Here is an 18,480-nt window from a genome sequence, read left to right as displayed (position 1 = left end):
ACCTTGAATGTGGTCAGCAAAAAGCAGGGACAAAAAGGCTTTGAAGTCCTACCCCGCCGTTGGGTAGTCGAGCGCACTTTTGCTTGGTTTGGTCGTTATCGTCGTTTAAGCAAGGATTATGAATATTTACCTACCACCAGTGAGACCATGCTCTATGGTGCCATGGTTCATCTCATCCTTCAAAGGCTTGCTTAAAACTTTTCAAACACTTTCTAAGAGCCTGTTTGCAAAGTCTTATTTTGCCCCCTAAATCCCTCAATACTGGGGGACTTTGACTGTGTTTCCCCCCAAATTTGGGGGGTCAGGGGGGCTTTTCAAATCCGTTCCAACAGATATTGCCAAATGCGGTGGGCCATGGCCAGCTTTGAACAAGGGGCGATCGCCGTTTGGGAACCGTGGCGGTCAATAATTACCGCTTGATTACTGTCGGTGCCAAAGCCTGATTGGGGCTGATCAATGGGATTGGCAACAATTACATCTAGATTTTTCCTCTGCAACTTTTCTTTGGCTGGGGTAACAATATCTCCCGCTTGGGCAGCAAAACCTACTAGCAATTGATGGGGCCGTTTTTGTTTGCTCACCTGGGCAATTAAATCCGGTACCGGAGCCAACGGCAAACTGTCGGGTAAATCCTGTTTAGCTATTTTGCCTGTCCATGTTTGAGCCGGTTTAACATCGGCCACAGCGGCGGCCATCACAATCCAATCCGCCAAGGGAGCTTGTTGGGCCAAGGCTTGCTCCATTTGCTCGGCGTTGACCACCGCCATACTGATTACTCCCATGGGTATGGGCAAATCCCCTATGGGGCCATGGATGAGAGTCACCCTTGCCCCCCGATCGCCGGCCGACTGGGCCAGAGCTAAACCCATTTTTCCGGTGGACGGATTACCAATAAACCGCACTGCATCGAGATATTCCTGGGTGCCCCCAGCGGTGATAAGAATCCTTTTACCCCGTAAATCTTCCTGACCTCCGGTGAACAGCAGTGCTTGCAGTCGATGCATAATTTGCGCCGGTTCCGCCAAACGCCCCACTCCCCGCCGGTCACAGGCCAACAGTCCCCCATTGGGGGCTAACAGATGATAACGGCGATCGCCCAGCAATTGTTGTAAATTCCTTTGCACCGCTTCCTGCTCCCACATATCCGTATTCATGGCGGGGGCTAAAAGGATCGGACAACTGGAGGCTAACACCGTATTGCTGAGTAGATCATCGGCAAAACCATGGCCTAGTTTCGCCAAAGTGTGGGCCGTGAGGGGAGCAATCAGGAAAATATCCGCCCATTCCCCCAGGTCAATATGGAGGGGACGGTGATGTATGGGCTGCCAAAAATCTGCGTCGCCGTAAGCGGGATGGCGAGCCAGGGTGGTAAAGGTCAAGGGAGTAACAAATTTTTCGGCTTCGGCAGTGAGGATTACCCGCACCTCCGCCCCTTGCTGGAATAGTTGGGACACCACCTCACAGATTTTATAGGCCGCAATGCCGCCACCCACCCCGATTAGGATGCGTTTCCCCTTTACCATGGGCGATTAAATTTAAGCTTCGTCATAGGTCTCATTATCCAGCAGGTAAAGATAGGGTTCCGCCAAGTCTTCCCGCTGAAAGGCGATCGCCCGTAGGAGATGCCAATCCCTCAGCCCTTCAAAAGCATCGGTGTAATCATCGTTTTCCAGCCGTTGGGCCAATTGGGCCACATCCTCGGCAGTGAGTGCAGCTACATCTTGTTTGCTCAGGTTTTGGACGGACATGGACAATACTCCTGAAGTTGACAACCGTCGGCAACTCACATTTTATAGTCTCTGCGTTGGTTGCAACCAAGAGAATAGAGCAAACCGGGGCTAAACTGGGCCAACCTAAGCCAGCAAAGAAGTGGAAGAAGAGGCTTCCTGCCCTTGGAGCGATCGCCAAAATTGTTGTAGTTGAAATGCGGTTATCTCTGGATGCTCAAACTGAAAAAAGTATTTTCCTTCAGGACATAACCAAAGGCGATCGCCAGGCTTTTTCCAGCGTTGCCAACCATTAAATAAACTGGTGTCAATGATGCCATCTGTTTCTCCCACCGCCACCAAGAGGGGCACAGCAATGTGGTTGGGCAAAATAATTAATTGCTTATACAAACTATGGGGAGAAATGGAAGTTAATAGATCATTTTCCAAAATATTAACAATGGTTTGGGTTTGACGTAGGGAACGACAATTAAATAGATGGTGGGCCATTTGACCAAGGAGCAAATGACGGCTGTAACGCATGGCATCAAATTGGCTGTAATAATGGGCTTGCCAGTCGAGGGCAGGATATACACCAACGGAGAGTAGGGAGAGGGAACGGACTTTTTCGGGACATTGTCGGGCGTACAATAAAGCTAACAATCCACTGGTGCTATGACCAATTAAATGGACAGGTTGGTGAAAATTTTCCAGGTATTCTCCGATTAAATCTAATCCCACTGTTAGACAATTGGGTTCGTCAGCAGTTTGATGATAATCCCATTGCAAAATAGCCTGACTTTTGCCTAATTGTCGTAGTAGAGGACGATCAAAACGCCGCAGAGCAGGACTAAAATTAAGCCAAATGATAGGTGTTTCCGGGGGCATATTCTGGTTTGTCATGGTAGGAGTCCGGCTGGGGGGAGATTCTTAGACAAAAAATTAAATGAAGTGAGGAGTAGCAAGTAAATTATTCGAGTCAGCATTATTTGCAGGTTGATCAAAACCGGGCAGAGCTAGAAACAACCCTGACAAAAGATCAGATTTTCAAGATAAGTTCAAGCAACATTAATTATTGCCAGTGTCAATGAACTATTGGGATCTTGGTAGTGATCAGCCGGCAAAAGCTTAGGTTACCTAGGATTGCAAAATTGGTTTAATTTCACTTACCCATGTCTTTACTCTTAATTCTGTTAACTCTGGCTGATTATCTTCGTCCAAAGCTAAACCAACAAATTTCCCATTTTTCACCGCTTTTGATTCGTCAAAATCATAGCCAGCGGTGGGCCAAAACCCCACTGTTTTACCGCCTAATCCACTGATTTTTTCTTCTAAAATGCCCATGGCGTCTTGAAAATTATCTGCATAACCAACCTGATCGCCAGCACCAAAATAGGCTACTTTTTTGCCATTAAAATCAATTTCGTCTAATTGGTCATAAAAGCCTTCCCAATCACTCTGGAGTTCCCCCACATTCCAGGTGGGACAACCGATAATCAGGCAACTATATTGCCTAAAATCATCAACATCAGCCTGGGATATATCCATCATATCGACCACACTATCGCCGCCCATTTCTTTTTGAATCAGTTCAGCAATGGTTTCAGTGTTGCCGGTTTGAGTACCGTAAAAAAGTCCAATTTTTGTCATGATTACTGGAAAGTTACTAAGCTTAATTTGTTTTCGTGGAAATAATTTTGGGAAACCCTTAACCGTTAAGTAGGGCTTGGTTTAGTAGTTCCGAAGTGTTGAAGGAAAGGGGACTGATGCCATCGTTGGCGATCGCCTGCATCTGGCGACACTGACAGCAATACCAAACTAAATTTCCTTGGTGTAAATGCCGCAAAAGACAATGGCAACAGCACAAACAAGTGTGAGGATGATCCATAATTTTTTAGGCAATGGGAGAGTGAAAATTCATTAACTTAGGCAAGGTAATAAAAAGAAAAGAGGTTTACCGTTACTTAGCAATGGAGTCTTAATTTCAGGCTGGCAGAGCTAGGCAAAGTAAACCCCGATGCTTGCTTAAGAGAGGAAAAGCTGATGGCTAATGACTAGGTTTGCAAGGAATCAAACGCTTGTTCGACCCGTTTGAAGTCAAAACCCAAAGCCCGCAGTGCGTGCCAGAGGTGGCCTTGGAGGAAGAAAAAGGCCAGGAAGAAGTGAGCGTTGGCTAACCAAGCCCGGCTGGTGTGGGCATGCATGGGCAGTTCCACCGTATCGGCAAAATAGGGAAAAATGCCCAATTTAATTGCCAAAGGCGGGCCGTAAAATTCTGGCGGATAGGCCAGGGTGTTGACTGCACAGAAATAGGCCGCCACAAATCCAGCTAGGGCAATGCCCCCCAGGGAATAGGACAAAATGGCTTCCCCGGAAAAGAGCAGAACTTTTTTAGCCCAACCCAGAGGGGGCACCAGAATGTGCCAAATGCCTCCACCGATGAGCAGAAAACCGACAAAAATATGTCCCCCCACCAGATCTTCTAGGCTACTGATGCTGGCAAAATGGGTTTGATAACCATAAATAACCAAAGGATCTAATGTTGGCTGACTGACTAGGCGCACCGTTTGGGTGGTGGCGTCGTACAATCCCCCCCAATACATGGCTTTGCCTGCCAACAGTAGAGCTCCGGCCCCCAGGAACAGGAGATGATGACCCAAAATTATCCCTAGTTGCTGGGGGTTTTCCCACGTGAAATGGAATTTTTTGCCCTGGCCCTTAAGGGTACTGAGGTCAGCGGGGGCCCGCAGGGTATGAAACAAAGCCCCAGCCCCCAGTACCGCTGAAGCAATCAGGTGAATACTACCAATGACAAAGTAGGGATAGGTATCCACAATTTGTCCGCCATCGCCCACACCCCAACCGAGGGTAGCCAAATGGGGCAGTAGAATTAATCCCTGGTCTCCCATGGCCTGGGTGGGATCAAATCGGGAAATTTCAAACAGGGTAAAGGCTCCGGCCCAAAATGCTGTTAAAGCCGCCTGGGCCACATGGGCCGCAATAAAAAGCCCAGACTGATCAGCGAAACGGGCATTGCCGGCCCACCATTCGTACTGAACGGTGTCGTTGCCATAGGTTTGCACAGAATTGCCTCCTTAATTGAGACGACAAATAATAAATTATGGCAATAAGTGCCGAGAAACCTAGGTGGGATGCCGCCATGGAGGCAAAGAATAAAGCGTTCTCTGTCCACCCGAGACCTATTCTGGCTTAACCACAACGGCGATCGCCAATCTTTCCCTAGGACTAAGCTCAAACCACTGATGGAGCAGTTGAGAATCTTTAGCACTTACTCCCGAATTATTATAGGGGCATAAATGAGAATTTATAGCAACTAAAATTATTAAGAAATGTTAAGCAGGGTTGAACCCATGGCCAGGTGAGGATTTGCCTCCAGGGATGCTAGAGGGGAATTTTGTTGATGAGGTTGATTGCAGTAGCGGTGTAAAAGATCTTATTTAGAATTGGTGTATATATGCTGATTTTTGGCGATCGCCCAAGGGTAACGTAACTTCCGACGGGGATGTGGCAAGCTGTTATGGGTGGGAGCGTGGCCTCCGGAAGCCCTCGTCAGTAAAAAAGTGAACAACTCATGGCTTTAATCCAATGGTATCCCGGGCACATTGCCAAAGCGGAAAGACAACTCCGGGAGCAGTTAAACAAAGTTGACGTGGTGCTGGAAGTAATTGATGCCCGCATTCCACTAGCGTCCCAGCATCCCGATGTGCCCCTCTGGGTGGGAGAAAAGCCCAAATTAATCATTCTCAACCGGGTGGACATGATCACGCCGGAGTTGCAAGAGCAGTGGTTAACGTGGTTCCGCCAGCAAAATCAAACGGTGTATTACGCCAATGCCAAGCAGGGCACCGGGGTTAAGGCCATTAGTAAAGCGGCCCAGCAAGCTGGTAAGGCGGTTAATGAAAGAAGGCAACGACGGGGTATGCAACCACGGCCAGTGCGAGCAGTGGTGATGGGCTTCCCTAACGTAGGTAAATCTGCATTAATTAACCGACTTTTAGGGCGTAAGGTGGTAGAGAGTGCCCGACGGGCGGGGGTGACCAGACAGTTACGGTGGATTCGCATTTCCGACAGTTTGGAATTGCTTGATTCCCCTGGGGTCATTCCCCTCAAGCTGGAAAATCAGGCCAATGCCCTCAAGCTGGCCATTTGTGAAGATATTGGTGAGGCGGCCTACGAAAATCAGGCGGTGGCGATCGCCATGGTGGATCTGTTGCTAGATTTATCCCTGGGGGAGGCGTTGACGCAACGTTACCAAGTGCCGCCGGAAGCTATGAATGGGGATTTATATTTAATCGCCCTAGCTGATGCCCGTCATAACGGCGATCGGGAAAGGGCCGCAGTACAATTGCTGAACGATTTCCGCAAAGGACTACTGGGCCCCCTGCCATTGGAATTGCCCCCAGAGGTTTAGACCAGAATCGGCCTAGGGATAGGATTAATGTTTTCCTCGGATAACCTTCACTACTTTAAACGTTGAAGCGGAAGAGCAGCACATCCCCCTCCTGTACCACATATTCTTTGCCTTCACTGCGGACTAATCCCTTTTCCTTGGCTCCCTGCATACTGCCACAGCTAATTAAATCTTCATAGGCCACGGTTTCCGCTCGGATAAAACCCCGTTCAAAATCGGTGTGAATTACCCCGGCCGCTTGGGGAGCTTTCATGCCGCTGATGATGGTCCAGGCTCGGGTTTCCTGGGGGCCCGTGGTCAGGTAAGTGCGTAGCCCCAGTAATTCATAGGTAGCTCGAATAAGGGATTTCAATCCCCCTTCCGTCACGCCTAAGCTAGCCAAAAAGTCCTGCCGCTCCTCCTCCGGTAATTCAACCAGTTCCGATTCCACCTGGGCCGAAATCACCACCACTTTGGCTTCATCCTTAGCGGCGATCGCCTTGACCTGTTCCACCCAATCATTGCCCCCGGCCAAATCATCCTCTGTGACATTGGTGGCATAGATAATCGGTTTAAGGGTCAGTAAACCCAGGGACTTGATTAATTCCTGTTCTTCGGCTGTTAATCCTACCCGTCGGGCTGGAATACCCTCATTGAGGGCGGCGACCAATCTTTCCAAAATGGCCACTTCTTCCAACAAATCCTTATTGCCCCGGGCTTGCTTGCGACTGCGTTCTAAACGTTTTTCCACCTGGGCTAAATCCGCCAGCACCAACTCCAAATCAATTACTTCCACATCCCGCACCGGGTCGACAGAACCTGACACATGGATAATGTCATCGTCATCAAAACAGCGCACCACATGGACAATGGCATCCACTTCCCGGATATTGGCCAAGAATTGGTTTCCCAGGCCTTCCCCTTTGCTGGCCCCTGCCACCAAACCGGCAATATCGACAAATTCCATCCGGGTGGGCACTACCTTGACCGATTGGGAAATCTCCGCCAATTTCCCTAGGCGATCGTCCGGCACAGACACCACCCCCACATTGGGTTCAATGGTGCAGAAGGGAAAGTTGGCCGCTTCAGCCTTGGCATTGGCCACCAGGGCGTTAAAGAGGGTAGATTTTCCCACATTGGGCAGACCAACAATTCCAGCTCTAAGCATAATGTCTAACTATTTTGAGGATGATTAGGGGGGCAAAACAGTCTCCCATCGTACCAAAATCAGGTGGGCACCACATCACACTGGCTTTATCCTGCGGTTTTCAAACTCTTCAAATTTTATTGCTTTTTTTGTAATCTCCATGGCGCCTTTGGTGCCACTGCCAGGCATGGTCAATGATGGTATGTAAGTCAGGGTACTGGGGATTCCAGCCAAGGATTTCCCGCGCTTTAGCACTACTACCGACCAGGATGGGGGCATCACCGGGACGGCGGGGACATAGCTGATAGGGAATATCTAATCCCGTCACCGCTTTGGCAACTTCAATTACTTGACGCACGGAAAAGCCGTTGCCATTACCGAGGTTAAAGATATTGCTTTCCCCTCCTTCTAGCAGGTATTGCAAGCCTAATACATGGGCGATCGCCAGGTCACAGACATGGATGTAATCCCGTAAGGCGGTGCCGTCGAGGGTGTCATAATCAGTACCAAAAACGGAAAGTTGGGGACGTTGTTTCAAAGCTGTCAACAGGGCCAGGGGAATTAGATGGGTTTCGGGGTTATGGTCTTCTCCTAAGCGTCCTTGGGGGTCTGCGCCGGAAGCATTAAAGTAGCGAAAAATAACTGATTTGAAGCCGTAAGCTTGGTCAAAGTCAGCCAAAATTTGTTCCACCATGCGTTTGCTGGCGGCATAGGGACTGAGGGGATCAATGGGATGGCTTTCCGTCATGGGAATTTCCTTCGGCATGCCATAGACCGCACAGGTGGAGGAAAAGACAAATTTCTTAATGCCCGCCGCTAGCATGGCTTCCAGGAGGGTGAGAGTACCCACTACGTTGTTTTGGTAATAAATGTCCGGCTTTTGCACCGATTCTCCCACGGCGATGAAGGCGGCAAAATGCATGACAGCAGCAATATTCCTAGTGGCAAAAAGTTGGTCTAGTTTTTGGCGATCGCCAGTATGGCCGACTACCAATTCCACCCCCAGGGGTTGCACTAGTTCCTTGTGACCGTAGCTGAGGTTATCGTAGATAAGGACGTCAAAGCCCGCCTGTTGTAGGGCAAGCACCCCATGGGAGCCGATGTAACCCGCCCCTCCGGTGACCAAAATTGTTTGTTGCGTGGCCATTGTCGACTATTAACCCAAGCTGTTGCCTCGCCTAGAGCATACCATTCTTAACCTTGCTTGACCTTAGCTTTTTATGCCATCTACTTTTTCCCAACCATCCCCCTCTAATGCCCTTGTTAATGACCGCCGGGACGTATTTCCCCTTTCTCCCCTGATTAAAATCACCCTGGTCAATCTCTACCTAGCTCTGACAGTTCCCCTGCCCATTTTGGCCCAACTCACCCAAGGAAATGCATTACTTACCCTATTGTTAACCGTTGGACTGATGGGAGGCTTAGTTGCTTTAGTAGCTGCCTTGGCGGAACAGGTGGTGCTGAATGGAGAGGGAATTGCGGTGCGTTATCCCCGCTGGGTACCCAAATTTTTTCGGTCCGGTTGGCAATTATCTTGGGCAGATGTCACCGCATTGAAATGTCGCACCACAGGCCAGGGGGGCTTGGTTTACTATTTCCTCACAGAGTCGAAAGATAGGGCCTATCTGCTACCCATGCGGGTGGCGGGCTTTAATCGGCTAACTCAACTGGTGAGCGACCATACGGGCATTGACACCCAGGATGTGCGCCCCCTTTCCCAACCCTGGATGTATTTATTACTACTCCTATTTACCTTCTTACTTTGGGGCAGTCAGTTGGCGATCGTCCTATTGCTTTGGAGTAGCCCTCCCCTGGCATAATCTGAACAATTCCGGTTAAAATATAAACAAATGTAAAGAATATTCTCAGAAAACTTTATTTAACATTTGACTAAGACTAGTTTCACTACCATGATCAATCCCCAACCAGACGAAAAAGAACTGCTCAAAACTATCTTAGAGCCCCTGTTGGGAGATTTTGAGCACTGGTTTAGCCGCTCCTGCCAGCTACTAGAAAGCCAGCGTTTAGTCTTTTTCACCCCAGAGCAACAACAAGAGTTACTGGACCGGGTACGACAGGCACGGGATGAAGTAAAGTGTACTAAATTAATGTTCCAAGCCACCGGGGAACAGGTGGGGGTTGAGTTTAGTGTCCTGGTCCCCTGGCACAATTTGGTGACGGAATGTTGGCAGGTAGCCCAGCGCCATCGCCAGATGCAGGCTGCCCGCTAGAAAGGAAAGAGAGAGGAAAGCAATAAAAACGAATGACAGTGGGTAACAACATACAATCAACTGTGAGGAGTAGGGGTTGTTGATTTTCGATAATTGTTGACAGTCATCGTCAATGATTAAGATGCTCTCTGGCCGGTCAAGCAAGGTGGTCAGATCGTTTAATTTTGTCGAAGGTTTCCGTTAGAGCCTTGCTTGATGCCTAAACCTAGAGTTGTGCTAGGGGAGGAGTGAATTTTTCATCAAATCCCGGATCAGGTTATCCCGCACCATGATTTGTTGCATGGTTTCTAGTAAATAGTTAACGGTCTGCTCCCGGTCTAGTTCTTGATATTCCTGTTGCAAACACTGCAGTTGAAATTTCTGCTCTAAGGATAGGTTAAAGGCTTCGTTGTTGATCATGGCGATCGCACTCCTGAAAAAATGGGGCGGTCAAAAATTGTAACTAATGGCTAAGACAGCAAGCTAATTTTTTTGCCTGCCTGTGCTTAACCTAGGGGCTCCAGGGGAGCCTGGCGCATTAAGTCCCGGATGACGTTGGATTTAATCATCAACAGTCGAGAGGCTTGGACCAAAAGTTCCAGGGCTTGCTCCTGGCTGATGTTGGCGGTGGCATCCTGCATGCGACGGAACTCAAACATTTGTTCAATGGTGAGATCGAAGGATTCAGGTTTCATAGCTGTTGCCCTCCAAGGCGACTACCTTTCAATTGTAAACAATCAATTGTAAATAAATGTAACAAAAAGTTGACCCAATTAACAGTATCTGCTTATACAAGCTTGCCCAAAACGGGGGGCAAACCTAGCAACCCAGGGAAAAAATAGGTTTTAAGTCCGCTGAATTTAGTCAACATCGGGGACACCCTGCACATGTGGTTTGTTTTAGCAAGGGCTTTTAGAAAAAAATGCTCAATCTGAACATCTCCCATGACATTTCGCTTGGCGATCGCCGAGGAGGAGGAGGCTAAACTGTTCGTCTTTTTGGCTTTCACCACGTAGATAACAGTACGAGTTATTGGGTCATTGAATTATTAACAATATAACTATTTGCTGATTTTTATACTTGCAAATTTTAGATCTAATTGTATTAGTCTTCTATAGTAGAAATATAAGGAAATCAAATTTTCAAATTTTCATCTTGAAAAACATAAAATTTATTCATTATTTGTTAATCGTTGCCCCATCAATTTGTCGTTAAAATGGTTAATAGGGCTAGAAGAGCGAAGTATTTGTATTTGCCGAAAATTTCAGGAGCAAAACAATGCGAATCAACCATAAGCCTCTATTAATTGCCACTGCCTTACTAACTCTCGTGCCCAATGTTGTTTGGTCTTCTCCCTTTGATGAAGATCAGGAGATTTGTCCCCAGTGGGAATGCGATCAGGCGGGAAATTGCCGCAAACTTGATCTTACCTGCGGTTCTTCCCCAGATTCTTCTGGTGCTCAGGGCTATCAATTATATTTTGATGGGGAATTAGTGTCTGGCCCCGACGCCCAGGGTTATACATCCCAACAAGCGAAAGAAAATTGTACTTGGAATATGCAAACTAAACCGCAAATGCATATCCGCTGTCTCTACAATGGCCAGGTCTTCGGTGATCGCCCTCCTAGTAACTCTCCTGGGTATGAACTATATTTTGATGGGGAATTAGTGTCTGGCGCCGACGCCCAAGGTTATACGTTCCAACAAGCGGAAGAAAATTGCATTTGGAATATGCAAACCAAACCGCAAATTCACATTCGCTGTCTTTACAATGGCCAGGTCTTTAGGGAGCGGTGACCAACGACCAAATAATTTAATTTTTCCAATTATTTTGATAGTTATTTGGGGAACATGGACGAATAAAATTCGGATAAAAAGTTAAATTTTTCTAATTCTATAGTCGGGGTTTTCACCTATGACTACTCCCGTTTTTTGTACTAATTGTGGCAACCGCCTTAGCCCCCAGGTTCGTTTCTGTGAATCCTGTGGATGTCCCGTTGCCTTGACGTCGGAGCCACCTTCCTTTTCTGGACCACCATTGTCCCCATTGCCTCCTCCCCCTCCCACCTTTAATGTCGATGAAGTTCCATCCCATAAAAGAGGGGTAACTCCTTGGATTCCTTTTTTCCTGTTATTTAGTTCTGTCGTTGTATTAGGGGGACTTTGGTGGTTGGGAGCGTTCAATCTGCCCCAATGGAATCAATGGCTAGTAAAAATTTTGCCCACCAATACCAGTTCCCCCGTTGTTACTTCCCCTACTCCGACGGTGGCTCCCGTTGATGCCAATGCCGTAAGTTTAGAAGATTTTGTTGGCGTCTGGATGGTCATGGAAGGGGCGCCGGGGGAAGGCGGGGAAGCTATTTTTACCATGAGCTTGGAAGGAAATGTCATTGTTGTTGAGGCTGAAGGCGATCGCGTGGAATTCCCTACACTCAATGGCCGAAAACTAGAGGGCAGTGTAGTTGAAGACGGTGTAACTATCCCGATAACAGTGGAACTAAATCAGAATAAAGACCAGATTATTGTTACTGTTCTTCCCCCCAACAGTGAACTACAAGTGGGAGTGGGGCAGAGGGTAAAAGGAATTGATGATTTGGATAGTCCATCTAACTCAAGGGATAATTCCCTTAACATAGATGAAAATGTTTTAACGGAACGGCAAGCCTTAGAGCTTTTGATTGCTTGGCCGGAGATTGCGGATTGGATGCAGAGAGTTCAACAGGAAGCCCCACAGAATCAGACTCTTCTAGAAATTGTGGAAACCACCCCGCAACAATACCTAATTCGGGCTTATGAATCTGTTAATAACCCTGGAGAACCGGGTCATACAGCTACGTTTGGTTGGTATAACGTCGATCGCCAAACCGGGGAGGTGACTCAAAGTATTCCCTAGGGGAAGCTTAGGGTTAGGAGCCGAAAGTAAGGAGAGAGAGCATGCCCAAAAATATGTCACCAATCTGTCCCGTTTGCGGACAAGAAAATGATGCCGCAAATCGCTATTGTTCCTTTTGCGGTACTCGGTTTAATTCATCCTTGCCATCGATGGATCTTTTTCAGGCTCAAACAGTGCAAGCCCCAGCCCCAGAGCAAATGGTCTTCTCTGGCAATGGGCAAGATTTACCCAGTTTGACCAATCATCCTTTTTGGGGCGCAATTCCTGTGCTTGGATTGCTGACGGTTCTGCCCCTGGGACTTTTTATCTTCGGCATGGCCATTGATGCCAACGATTGGCCCTATGCGGCCCTACTGGTTTTTCTGCTATTTTTATTCACATTGCTAATTTTTCTTGGACAGCTTTGGGGCAATGTATCCCAGGCGAGGGAATTTATCCTTAGTGAGCGGCCATTGATCCTTTGGCGTTATAGCCCCGATGAATGGCAACAGCTTCGACAGGCTCAATTCAGTGAATCCGCCGAGGATATGCAAGAAATGGCCGGCTGTGCAGTCCCCTTTTTTGCTGGGGTGGGAACTTTGCTCGGTACTGTCCTTGGTTCTGTGGAAGGCTTTGTGGGGGCCGTGCCAGGGGCGGCGATCGGTGCCATGGCCGGATACATTTTTGGCAAAATATTGGTTCCCATAGCCACTGGTTTGAACCAATCTACCAACCGGGAATTGTATCGAACCGATTTGCCTGTTTGGGTGGTGCTAGCTCCAGGGGAAATTTATTATAACCGTCAATATTTTCGAGCTGATACCATTGGCGATCGCCTTGAAGGGATTACCCTAGATGAAGGTGCTCTGACCTGGTTGCGTATCGAAACCTTCGCCCCCCGGGGTAGCATCACAGCTAGTTTTGACGGCAACATTTTAGTCCCCCATCGTATGTTAGCAACCGTTAAAGCAGTTTTACCGCAATTGCAGCAATTCATCTCCGGGGAAGATTAGGATTTGACCCCCAAAACAAAGCCACAATTGCCACAGAACTTCGCTCCGGCGGTAGGAGTATGGCCACATTGGGGACAGATTTGGGGTTTTGGCGGTTCCATTACCGCAACGGACGTACCGCAATGGGTACAGAATTTATCTCCTTCCTGTAAAGATTGATGACAAGCTTGGCAATAGTTGGGGGTTGAGGCTCCAGGCAAAGGCTCGAGAGATGAAGATGTAGTCTGTGTTCCTAATGATTGAGAATAAGAATCTATTTGTGGTTTTCCTACAGGAGTAAAAATCTCATCTAAAAGCTCATAGGCTTTATCAAGGCTAATACTGACTACAGAGACTAAACCATTGGGAGAAGGATCAATATCAAAAAACCATAATGAGTTTTCGGCACGAATTAACAAAGCCCCTTGCCTACCAAGTAGATTTGTTTCATTATACCCAAGAAGATCGATGGCCAGTATACAAAGACGTCGATGTAAAGATGAAATGAGAAATAGCCCACTTTCTGTCCAAGCTATTTTGTCGCCATCACTTTCAATTAATTGACGTTGAGTCAATCTTTTGATTGTATTTAAAAAAGTGCTTTGGTCAATTGTTTGTAGTTCTTGAGGAAGGAAATGAATAATTGACCAAAATAAATAGCGCTGATCTTCATACTCTGTTACGTTGTCATAAGCCTGCAGTAAATCCTCAATTGAAATTGACAAGGGAACTGGTTGATGCAGGATCAATGAAGCGTACTGAATACGACTATATATATCAACTAAAGCAACCAATACAGAAAACTCAGTGAGAGTACACTGAAACGAAACATCCGTCTCCCATATGGGTGATCCAGGCTCAATATAAGCGAAGAGTGAGTTAACGAGAACATCACGCCCCTCAACGGGTTGAATTTTGTAATCTTGGCCGTCATTGACTGGGGCAATAAATAACCAAGGGGCATCATCCTCAATTTTTCCTGTCAATGCCCAAGTCCGCAGTTGACTTATCTGATGGTAATAAATGCGAATATCAGCTAATAACAATGGATTGGCAAGAAAAGAAATCCAGTTGATGATTTCTTGATCTAATGGGGATGAAGAATTGATCCACTGATCAACACTTGTGTCGTCTTGATTTATATTTTCTTCAGTCTCTACAAATACCTTGCCAAGGATACTTAAAGGTAGACGAAAATGTGATATTAAAAGATTTATAGATTTTCTTGGTATAAGTAATGATTCTTTTTTTTTAATAAAATCAATCATAATTTATAGCTCCCAATAAATAGGTTAAATCCGTAAAAACAACAAAGAGCTCAAGTCAATCGCCCAGCTTGAAGATCAACAAGTATTCTATTTTTCATTGCTGCAATTTGTTCTGGTTTTAAGATTTTATCTCCTGCCGAATAAATAACAATATCTTGCGCAACAATATCATTTGGAGATTTATTTTTAGGGTAGGTGAACAAAGTTTCTTTTTTGCCAATTTTGTCCCAAGCTCCTGCCTCATTAAAGTTAATTTCAGCATGGTTACCATTGGGTCGGTACTTACAAACATTTATTTGCTCTTTACGACTAAGCTCCTCCATTGAAGTCATAGCAACATCATCATGACCACCTTGACCTTCAACTGGTCTGCCTTCTAACTGTGGTTTAACTTTGTTCTTGATTGCATTGTATTCAGCCTCAGTTATTTTGTTTGCTTTTTTTAAATTGCTAGCAATCTCTAAACGTTGCTCAGGACTCAAATTTTCTGTTTCATTGAGAATTTTATTGACTACATTCTGCCGAATTTGATATTTCGGAATAGTTGAGTTAGTTTGCTGGGGCGTAGTTGCTGTTTTAGTAGGGGTTTGCTGAGGGGGAGGCGTTGATTTAGCTGGAGTTTGCTGGGGCGTGGTTGCTGTTTTAGTAGGGGTTTGCTGAGGGGGAGGCGTTGATTTAGCTGGAGTTCGCTGGGGCGTAGTTGCTGTTTTAGTAGGGGTTTGCTTGGGCGTGATTATTGATTTAGCCGGAGTTCGCTGGGGCGTGATTGTTGGTTTAGTGGGAGCTTGTTGAGGAGGATGAGCCAGCTTACCAGAAATAATTGGTTTTATAGCTCTTATGGTTCGATTCAAAATTTCCCCCATATACAATGATGTGGCGGCGGTTTCCATTGCTCTACGACTTCCTTCTATGATGCTGTCTCCTCCTTGAGCCACATATTCTTTGGAGCTAATAATTGCCTGAGTTGGAATCAAAATAGCTTCTGAAGCTCCACCTGTTAAGTAAGCAGCGCCAATTCTACCGGCCAGTCTTAACCAAGAAAATTGTCCGTCTTCTCCCCTAACAGTGGCAAGCTGTTTTGTTGTTTCCATCGCCGCATCAACTGTAGAGTCAAACCAAATATCAGGTTGTGGTATTTGATTGGCAGTGAGTATTCGACCAGAAATTTTATCTGAATAAAGTTTTCCCAAAGCCTGTAATTTTTGCCTATCAATTGGATCACCAGAGGCAATTTGCTCTCCTAATCGAGATAGTTGTGCCATAACGTCTCCTGGTTGTCCAGGATTCATCAAATCTCCTAATCCCATTTTTCCTTCGAATATATCCTTTTCCATCTGGCTGATTCTATTGAGTAGGTGTTGTCGTTCTTCATAGTCAGCTTTAATCGCCTGCAATGCTTGACTTTGAGCATCTTGGCCCGTTGTTTCTAGGTATTCGTTGCGGCGACGCCAATCTTCAGTTTGCTGATGGGTGCTCAGATTATTTTGATGCCAAGCATTGATTTCATTTGGGTCAATTAATCCTCCGGTGAGGATGTTGATGTAGCCTCCCTTTTCGGGATCATAGACAAGGGTGGTGTGCCGTCCATCGGGATAGGTATATTCAATGTCTTGGGGAAACGTTGTTGCACCAGGAGTGGTGGAAATAACACCAGAGCTTGCCATGGAAGCTGAGGGAATTTGTAAACCCCCTAAAATCCATCCGAGCCAAATTGCCAAACCAGCTAAACCACTATTTAAAATAGCTTGGTCAGTTCCTCCACATTGAATCCAAGTTTGCAGGCTCTGACCACATTCAGCCCAACCGCCGTCATCGGCCCAGACCGGTTCCATTTGCCCTAATGTCAAACTCCCCGCAGTGAAGATAATAAATAGGGAGAGAGCAGAAGTTGTTGACCGCTTTCCGCTAAAGAATTGCCACAACGTAACGGCGATCGCCGCGATGAAGAATAGTCGCAGTAGGGAGGGAGCCAGCCAGAGAAGGAGAGCCGCTAGGCCAAAACCCACAGCCATACCAGAGAGAAGTTGTTGGCACTGGTCAGAGGTCAGAGGGTGGAGAGATTTACCCTTGCGGATCAGTTTTTGGGCATCTTGCCAACTAAGTTTGAGCACTAAGCGGAGAAAGTGAGTGGATTCCTGGAGTGCCACTAGGGTAAATAACAGAATCTGGAGACTGACCAGAAGATTGCCAAACAACAAAGCAAATACCAACGCCCCGGAAAAGCCCAACCATAGAATAGGAGCTTTGAACTGGCTACTCTGTTGGCAAAAACTGACGACTGTAGCAGGGAAAGACGTGATCGCTTTAAGATATTGCCCCAGGGTACCGTGTATTAATTGGGACAATAGTATTCCCGTGAAAATCCAGAATAAACTACCTGCAATCACCTCACCGCCTAATACTAAAACGGAATCGAACCAGGGATTGGTACCAGTGAGATTAAACCCGTCATTGACGACAACGAGTAGAAAAAGATGAAGCAGCCAAACAATAACAATGAGAAAAATTCCTAAAACTATTTGCTTGGGAATTCCTTTGAGTACCGAACCGGCGAGCCAGCCGAGGAGTTGTCCCAAGTTTTGGGGTTCTTTCATTTGTTGGGTTAATGCTGTTCCTGGCGGTGAATCGGTTGCTTCTTTAGGTGGATTCTTGCGTTCCCAAGCTTGGCCATTCCAACAGAGCCACATACCACCGGGATGTTCAATGTGCCACCAGTTCCCCTGGGCATCCTGCACCCGAAGACGGTCTAACCAAGCAGTAAATTCTGTTGCTGAAATATGACGCTCATGCAACTGCTGACACCAATCATAATACATTTGCTCGGCTTCGACAAAGTCCATGGTTACTTGTCTCCTAATTTCAGCAGTTGTTCAGCAGGAATATAGTTAACGCCGTCCTTGGTACCAATCCAAAAGTTGCCCGCCTGATCTTCCAGCATGACTTTTACCTCTTGGTTGGCTAACCCATCTGCTTCCGTCAGGGTTAACCAGTTTTCTCCTGCTAAACGAGCTAGGCCGTCATTTTCTGAGCCGAGCCAAAGCACCCCTTGGCGGTCTTGGTAAATGGAGCGTACTTTGGCCCCGGCCAATCCGTTTGCCGCTGTTAAGGTTTTTCGGACTACCCAGCCAGAGTTATTGGCTTCCAGTTGGGCCGCTCCGCCTCGGTCAAAGAAACCAGTTCCGACCCAAACCTTATTGCTGTCCTTGATCCAGAGGCTCGTAATATTATTATGGGGCAGTCCATTGCTGGTAGAGAATTTTTGACAGGTTTTCTTAAGACAATAATTGAGGCCACCCCGGGGAGCCACAGAGGAACCGAACCACATCCCCCCCTGAGAGTCTTGGGCAATGAGATTAATCATTAAATCTGGTAAACCATCAGCCATTCCTAACCAACGCCATCCCGCTTTTTCTTTCACCGCCGCCCCCTGCCAAGTGCCAATCCACAACTGCCCCTGGCGATCGAGATAGAGGGTATTGATGGGTTCACGGAAGCGGGAATCATCCGATTGATAAGCTTGGCAACGTTGACCGTCGTAATAGCTCAGTCCTTTGTTATGGGCAATCCAGAGCCAGTTTTGTCGATCAAGAACTAAAGCCTGGACAAAATTAACCGGGGGATCGCAGGTGATGGTTTTAACAATTTCTCGCTTTTGGATATCAATACCCACCACGCCATCTTTTCCCCCAGACCAAAGTATTTGATTCTGTAAAACCAGAGCTGACACTTCGTGGGGGGGACGAATTATTTGCCAACCAGGGCGTCTTTTGGATTGGAAATTGCGCCGCATTAAACCCAATAACTCCACAGAGAGGATCACAAAAATGCCCAATAGCAACAGAAAACGCCATGGTTTCATTTTCACAAAGCCTCC

General features: G+C 46.9%; 20 protein-coding genes. 7 read left to right on the top strand and 13 right to left on the bottom strand.

Annotated features, from left to right (window positions below):
* On the top strand, positions 1-195 hold a 195-nt coding region (locus H6G46_RS06215), incomplete at its 5' end, for a transposase (protein WP_190759835.1).
* 119 nt (positions 196-314) lie between these two features.
* On the opposite strand, the gene coaBC is transcribed toward H6G46_RS06215, so the two are convergent.
* From coaBC to H6G46_RS06185, 6 genes are all read right to left on the bottom strand, one after another.
* Complete coding sequence (coaBC, locus tag H6G46_RS06210; RefSeq protein ID WP_010872571.1) at positions 315-1,523, bottom strand: bifunctional phosphopantothenoylcysteine decarboxylase/phosphopantothenate--cysteine ligase CoaBC; 1,209 nt, start codon at positions 1,521-1,523, stop codon at positions 315-317.
* A gap of 12 nt (positions 1,524-1,535) precedes the next feature.
* Entirely contained in the window at positions 1,536-1,787 is a 252-nt protein-coding gene (locus tag H6G46_RS06205) for a DUF2555 domain-containing protein (protein WP_010872572.1), read from the bottom strand.
* Between the two features lie 66 nt (positions 1,788-1,853).
* The gene (locus H6G46_RS06200; protein ID WP_010872573.1) at positions 1,854-2,609 is read right to left on the bottom strand and encodes an alpha/beta hydrolase; all 756 of its coding nucleotides are present in this window, start codon (positions 2,607-2,609) and stop codon (positions 1,854-1,856) included.
* 234 nt (positions 2,610-2,843) lie between these two features.
* Positions 2,844-3,356, bottom strand: coding sequence for a flavodoxin FldA (gene fldA, locus H6G46_RS06195; RefSeq protein WP_010872574.1), 513 nt, complete (start codon positions 3,354-3,356; stop codon positions 2,844-2,846).
* Positions 3,357-3,414: 58 nt separating this feature from the next.
* Positions 3,415-3,594 carry a hypothetical protein gene (locus H6G46_RS06190; RefSeq protein ID WP_143705308.1) on the bottom strand — a complete coding sequence of 60 codons (180 nt, stop codon included), beginning with the start codon at positions 3,592-3,594 and terminating at the stop codon, positions 3,415-3,417.
* A gap of 166 nt (positions 3,595-3,760) precedes the next feature.
* Entirely contained in the window at positions 3,761-4,789 is a 1,029-nt protein-coding gene (locus H6G46_RS06185; RefSeq protein WP_010872575.1) for a chlorophyll a/b binding light-harvesting protein, read from the bottom strand.
* Between the two features lie 509 nt (positions 4,790-5,298).
* Here H6G46_RS06185 and ylqF point away from each other — a divergent pair.
* Positions 5,299-6,138 (top strand): ribosome biogenesis GTPase YlqF, encoded by an 840-nt coding sequence (gene ylqF / locus H6G46_RS06180; protein WP_010872576.1) that lies wholly within the window; start codon positions 5,299-5,301, stop codon positions 6,136-6,138.
* Between the two features lie 55 nt (positions 6,139-6,193).
* On the opposite strand, the gene ychF is transcribed toward ylqF, so the two are convergent.
* Both ychF and galE read right to left on the bottom strand, forming a co-directional pair.
* Complete coding sequence (gene ychF / locus H6G46_RS06175; RefSeq protein WP_010872577.1) at positions 6,194-7,285, bottom strand: redox-regulated ATPase YchF; 1,092 nt, start codon at positions 7,283-7,285, stop codon at positions 6,194-6,196.
* A 109-nt stretch (positions 7,286-7,394) separates the two neighbouring features.
* Positions 7,395-8,411, bottom strand: a complete 1,017-nt coding sequence (galE, locus tag H6G46_RS06170; RefSeq protein WP_010872578.1) for a UDP-glucose 4-epimerase GalE — start codon at positions 8,409-8,411, stop codon at positions 7,395-7,397.
* 73 nt (positions 8,412-8,484) lie between these two features.
* Here galE and H6G46_RS06165 point away from each other — a divergent pair, with 73 nt between their 5' ends.
* Both H6G46_RS06165 and H6G46_RS06160 read left to right on the top strand, forming a co-directional pair.
* Positions 8,485-9,084: a hypothetical protein gene (locus tag H6G46_RS06165; protein WP_010872579.1), complete on the top strand. Its 600-nt coding sequence runs from the start codon at positions 8,485-8,487 to the stop codon at positions 9,082-9,084.
* Positions 9,085-9,174: 90 nt separating this feature from the next.
* On the top strand, positions 9,175-9,495 hold the full coding sequence (locus H6G46_RS06160; RefSeq protein WP_010872580.1) for a DUF2605 domain-containing protein: 321 nt from the start codon (positions 9,175-9,177) through the stop codon (positions 9,493-9,495).
* Between the two features lie 216 nt (positions 9,496-9,711).
* On the opposite strand, the gene H6G46_RS06155 is transcribed toward H6G46_RS06160, so the two are convergent.
* Entirely contained in the window at positions 9,712-9,894 is a 183-nt protein-coding gene (locus H6G46_RS06155) for an NblA/ycf18 family protein (RefSeq protein ID WP_010872581.1), read from the bottom strand.
* 86 nt (positions 9,895-9,980) lie between these two features.
* Positions 9,981-10,169: an NblA/ycf18 family protein gene (locus tag H6G46_RS06150; RefSeq protein WP_010872582.1), complete on the bottom strand. Its 189-nt coding sequence runs from the start codon at positions 10,167-10,169 to the stop codon at positions 9,981-9,983.
* Positions 10,170-10,752: 583 nt separating this feature from the next.
* Between H6G46_RS06150 and H6G46_RS06145 the strand changes: the two genes are divergently transcribed.
* From H6G46_RS06145 to H6G46_RS06135, 3 genes are all read left to right on the top strand, one after another.
* Positions 10,753-11,271 carry a hypothetical protein gene (locus H6G46_RS06145; RefSeq protein WP_010872583.1) on the top strand — a complete coding sequence of 173 codons (519 nt, stop codon included), beginning with the start codon at positions 10,753-10,755 and terminating at the stop codon, positions 11,269-11,271.
* Between the two features lie 118 nt (positions 11,272-11,389).
* Positions 11,390-12,367, top strand: coding sequence for a zinc ribbon domain-containing protein (locus tag H6G46_RS06140; RefSeq protein WP_010872584.1), 978 nt, complete (start codon positions 11,390-11,392; stop codon positions 12,365-12,367).
* A 41-nt stretch (positions 12,368-12,408) separates the two neighbouring features.
* A complete protein-coding gene (locus H6G46_RS06135) occupies positions 12,409-13,359 on the top strand; it encodes a DUF6861 domain-containing protein (protein ID WP_010872585.1) in 951 nt (316 codons plus the stop codon).
* On the opposite strand, the gene H6G46_RS06130 is transcribed toward H6G46_RS06135, so the two are convergent.
* From H6G46_RS06130 to H6G46_RS06120, 3 genes are all read right to left on the bottom strand, one after another.
* On the bottom strand, positions 13,356-14,606 hold the full coding sequence (locus tag H6G46_RS06130; protein WP_010872586.1) for a zinc ribbon domain-containing protein: 1,251 nt from the start codon (positions 14,604-14,606) through the stop codon (positions 13,356-13,358). The genes H6G46_RS06135 and H6G46_RS06130 overlap by 4 nt on opposite strands.
* A gap of 50 nt (positions 14,607-14,656) precedes the next feature.
* Complete coding sequence (locus tag H6G46_RS06125) at positions 14,657-16,804, bottom strand: hypothetical protein (RefSeq protein WP_242021170.1); 2,148 nt, start codon at positions 16,802-16,804, stop codon at positions 14,657-14,659.
* A 644-nt stretch (positions 16,805-17,448) separates the two neighbouring features.
* The gene (locus H6G46_RS06120; protein WP_020861735.1) at positions 17,449-18,465 is read right to left on the bottom strand and encodes a two-component regulator propeller domain-containing protein; all 1,017 of its coding nucleotides are present in this window, start codon (positions 18,463-18,465) and stop codon (positions 17,449-17,451) included.
* Between the last annotated feature and the right edge of the window lie 15 nt (positions 18,466-18,480).

This window comes from Synechocystis sp. FACHB-908, from assembly GCF_014698595.1.
Taxonomy (GTDB): domain Bacteria; phylum Cyanobacteriota; class Cyanobacteriia; order Cyanobacteriales; family Microcystaceae; genus Synechocystis.
This window is presented reverse-complemented; position numbering and strand designations above follow the sequence as displayed.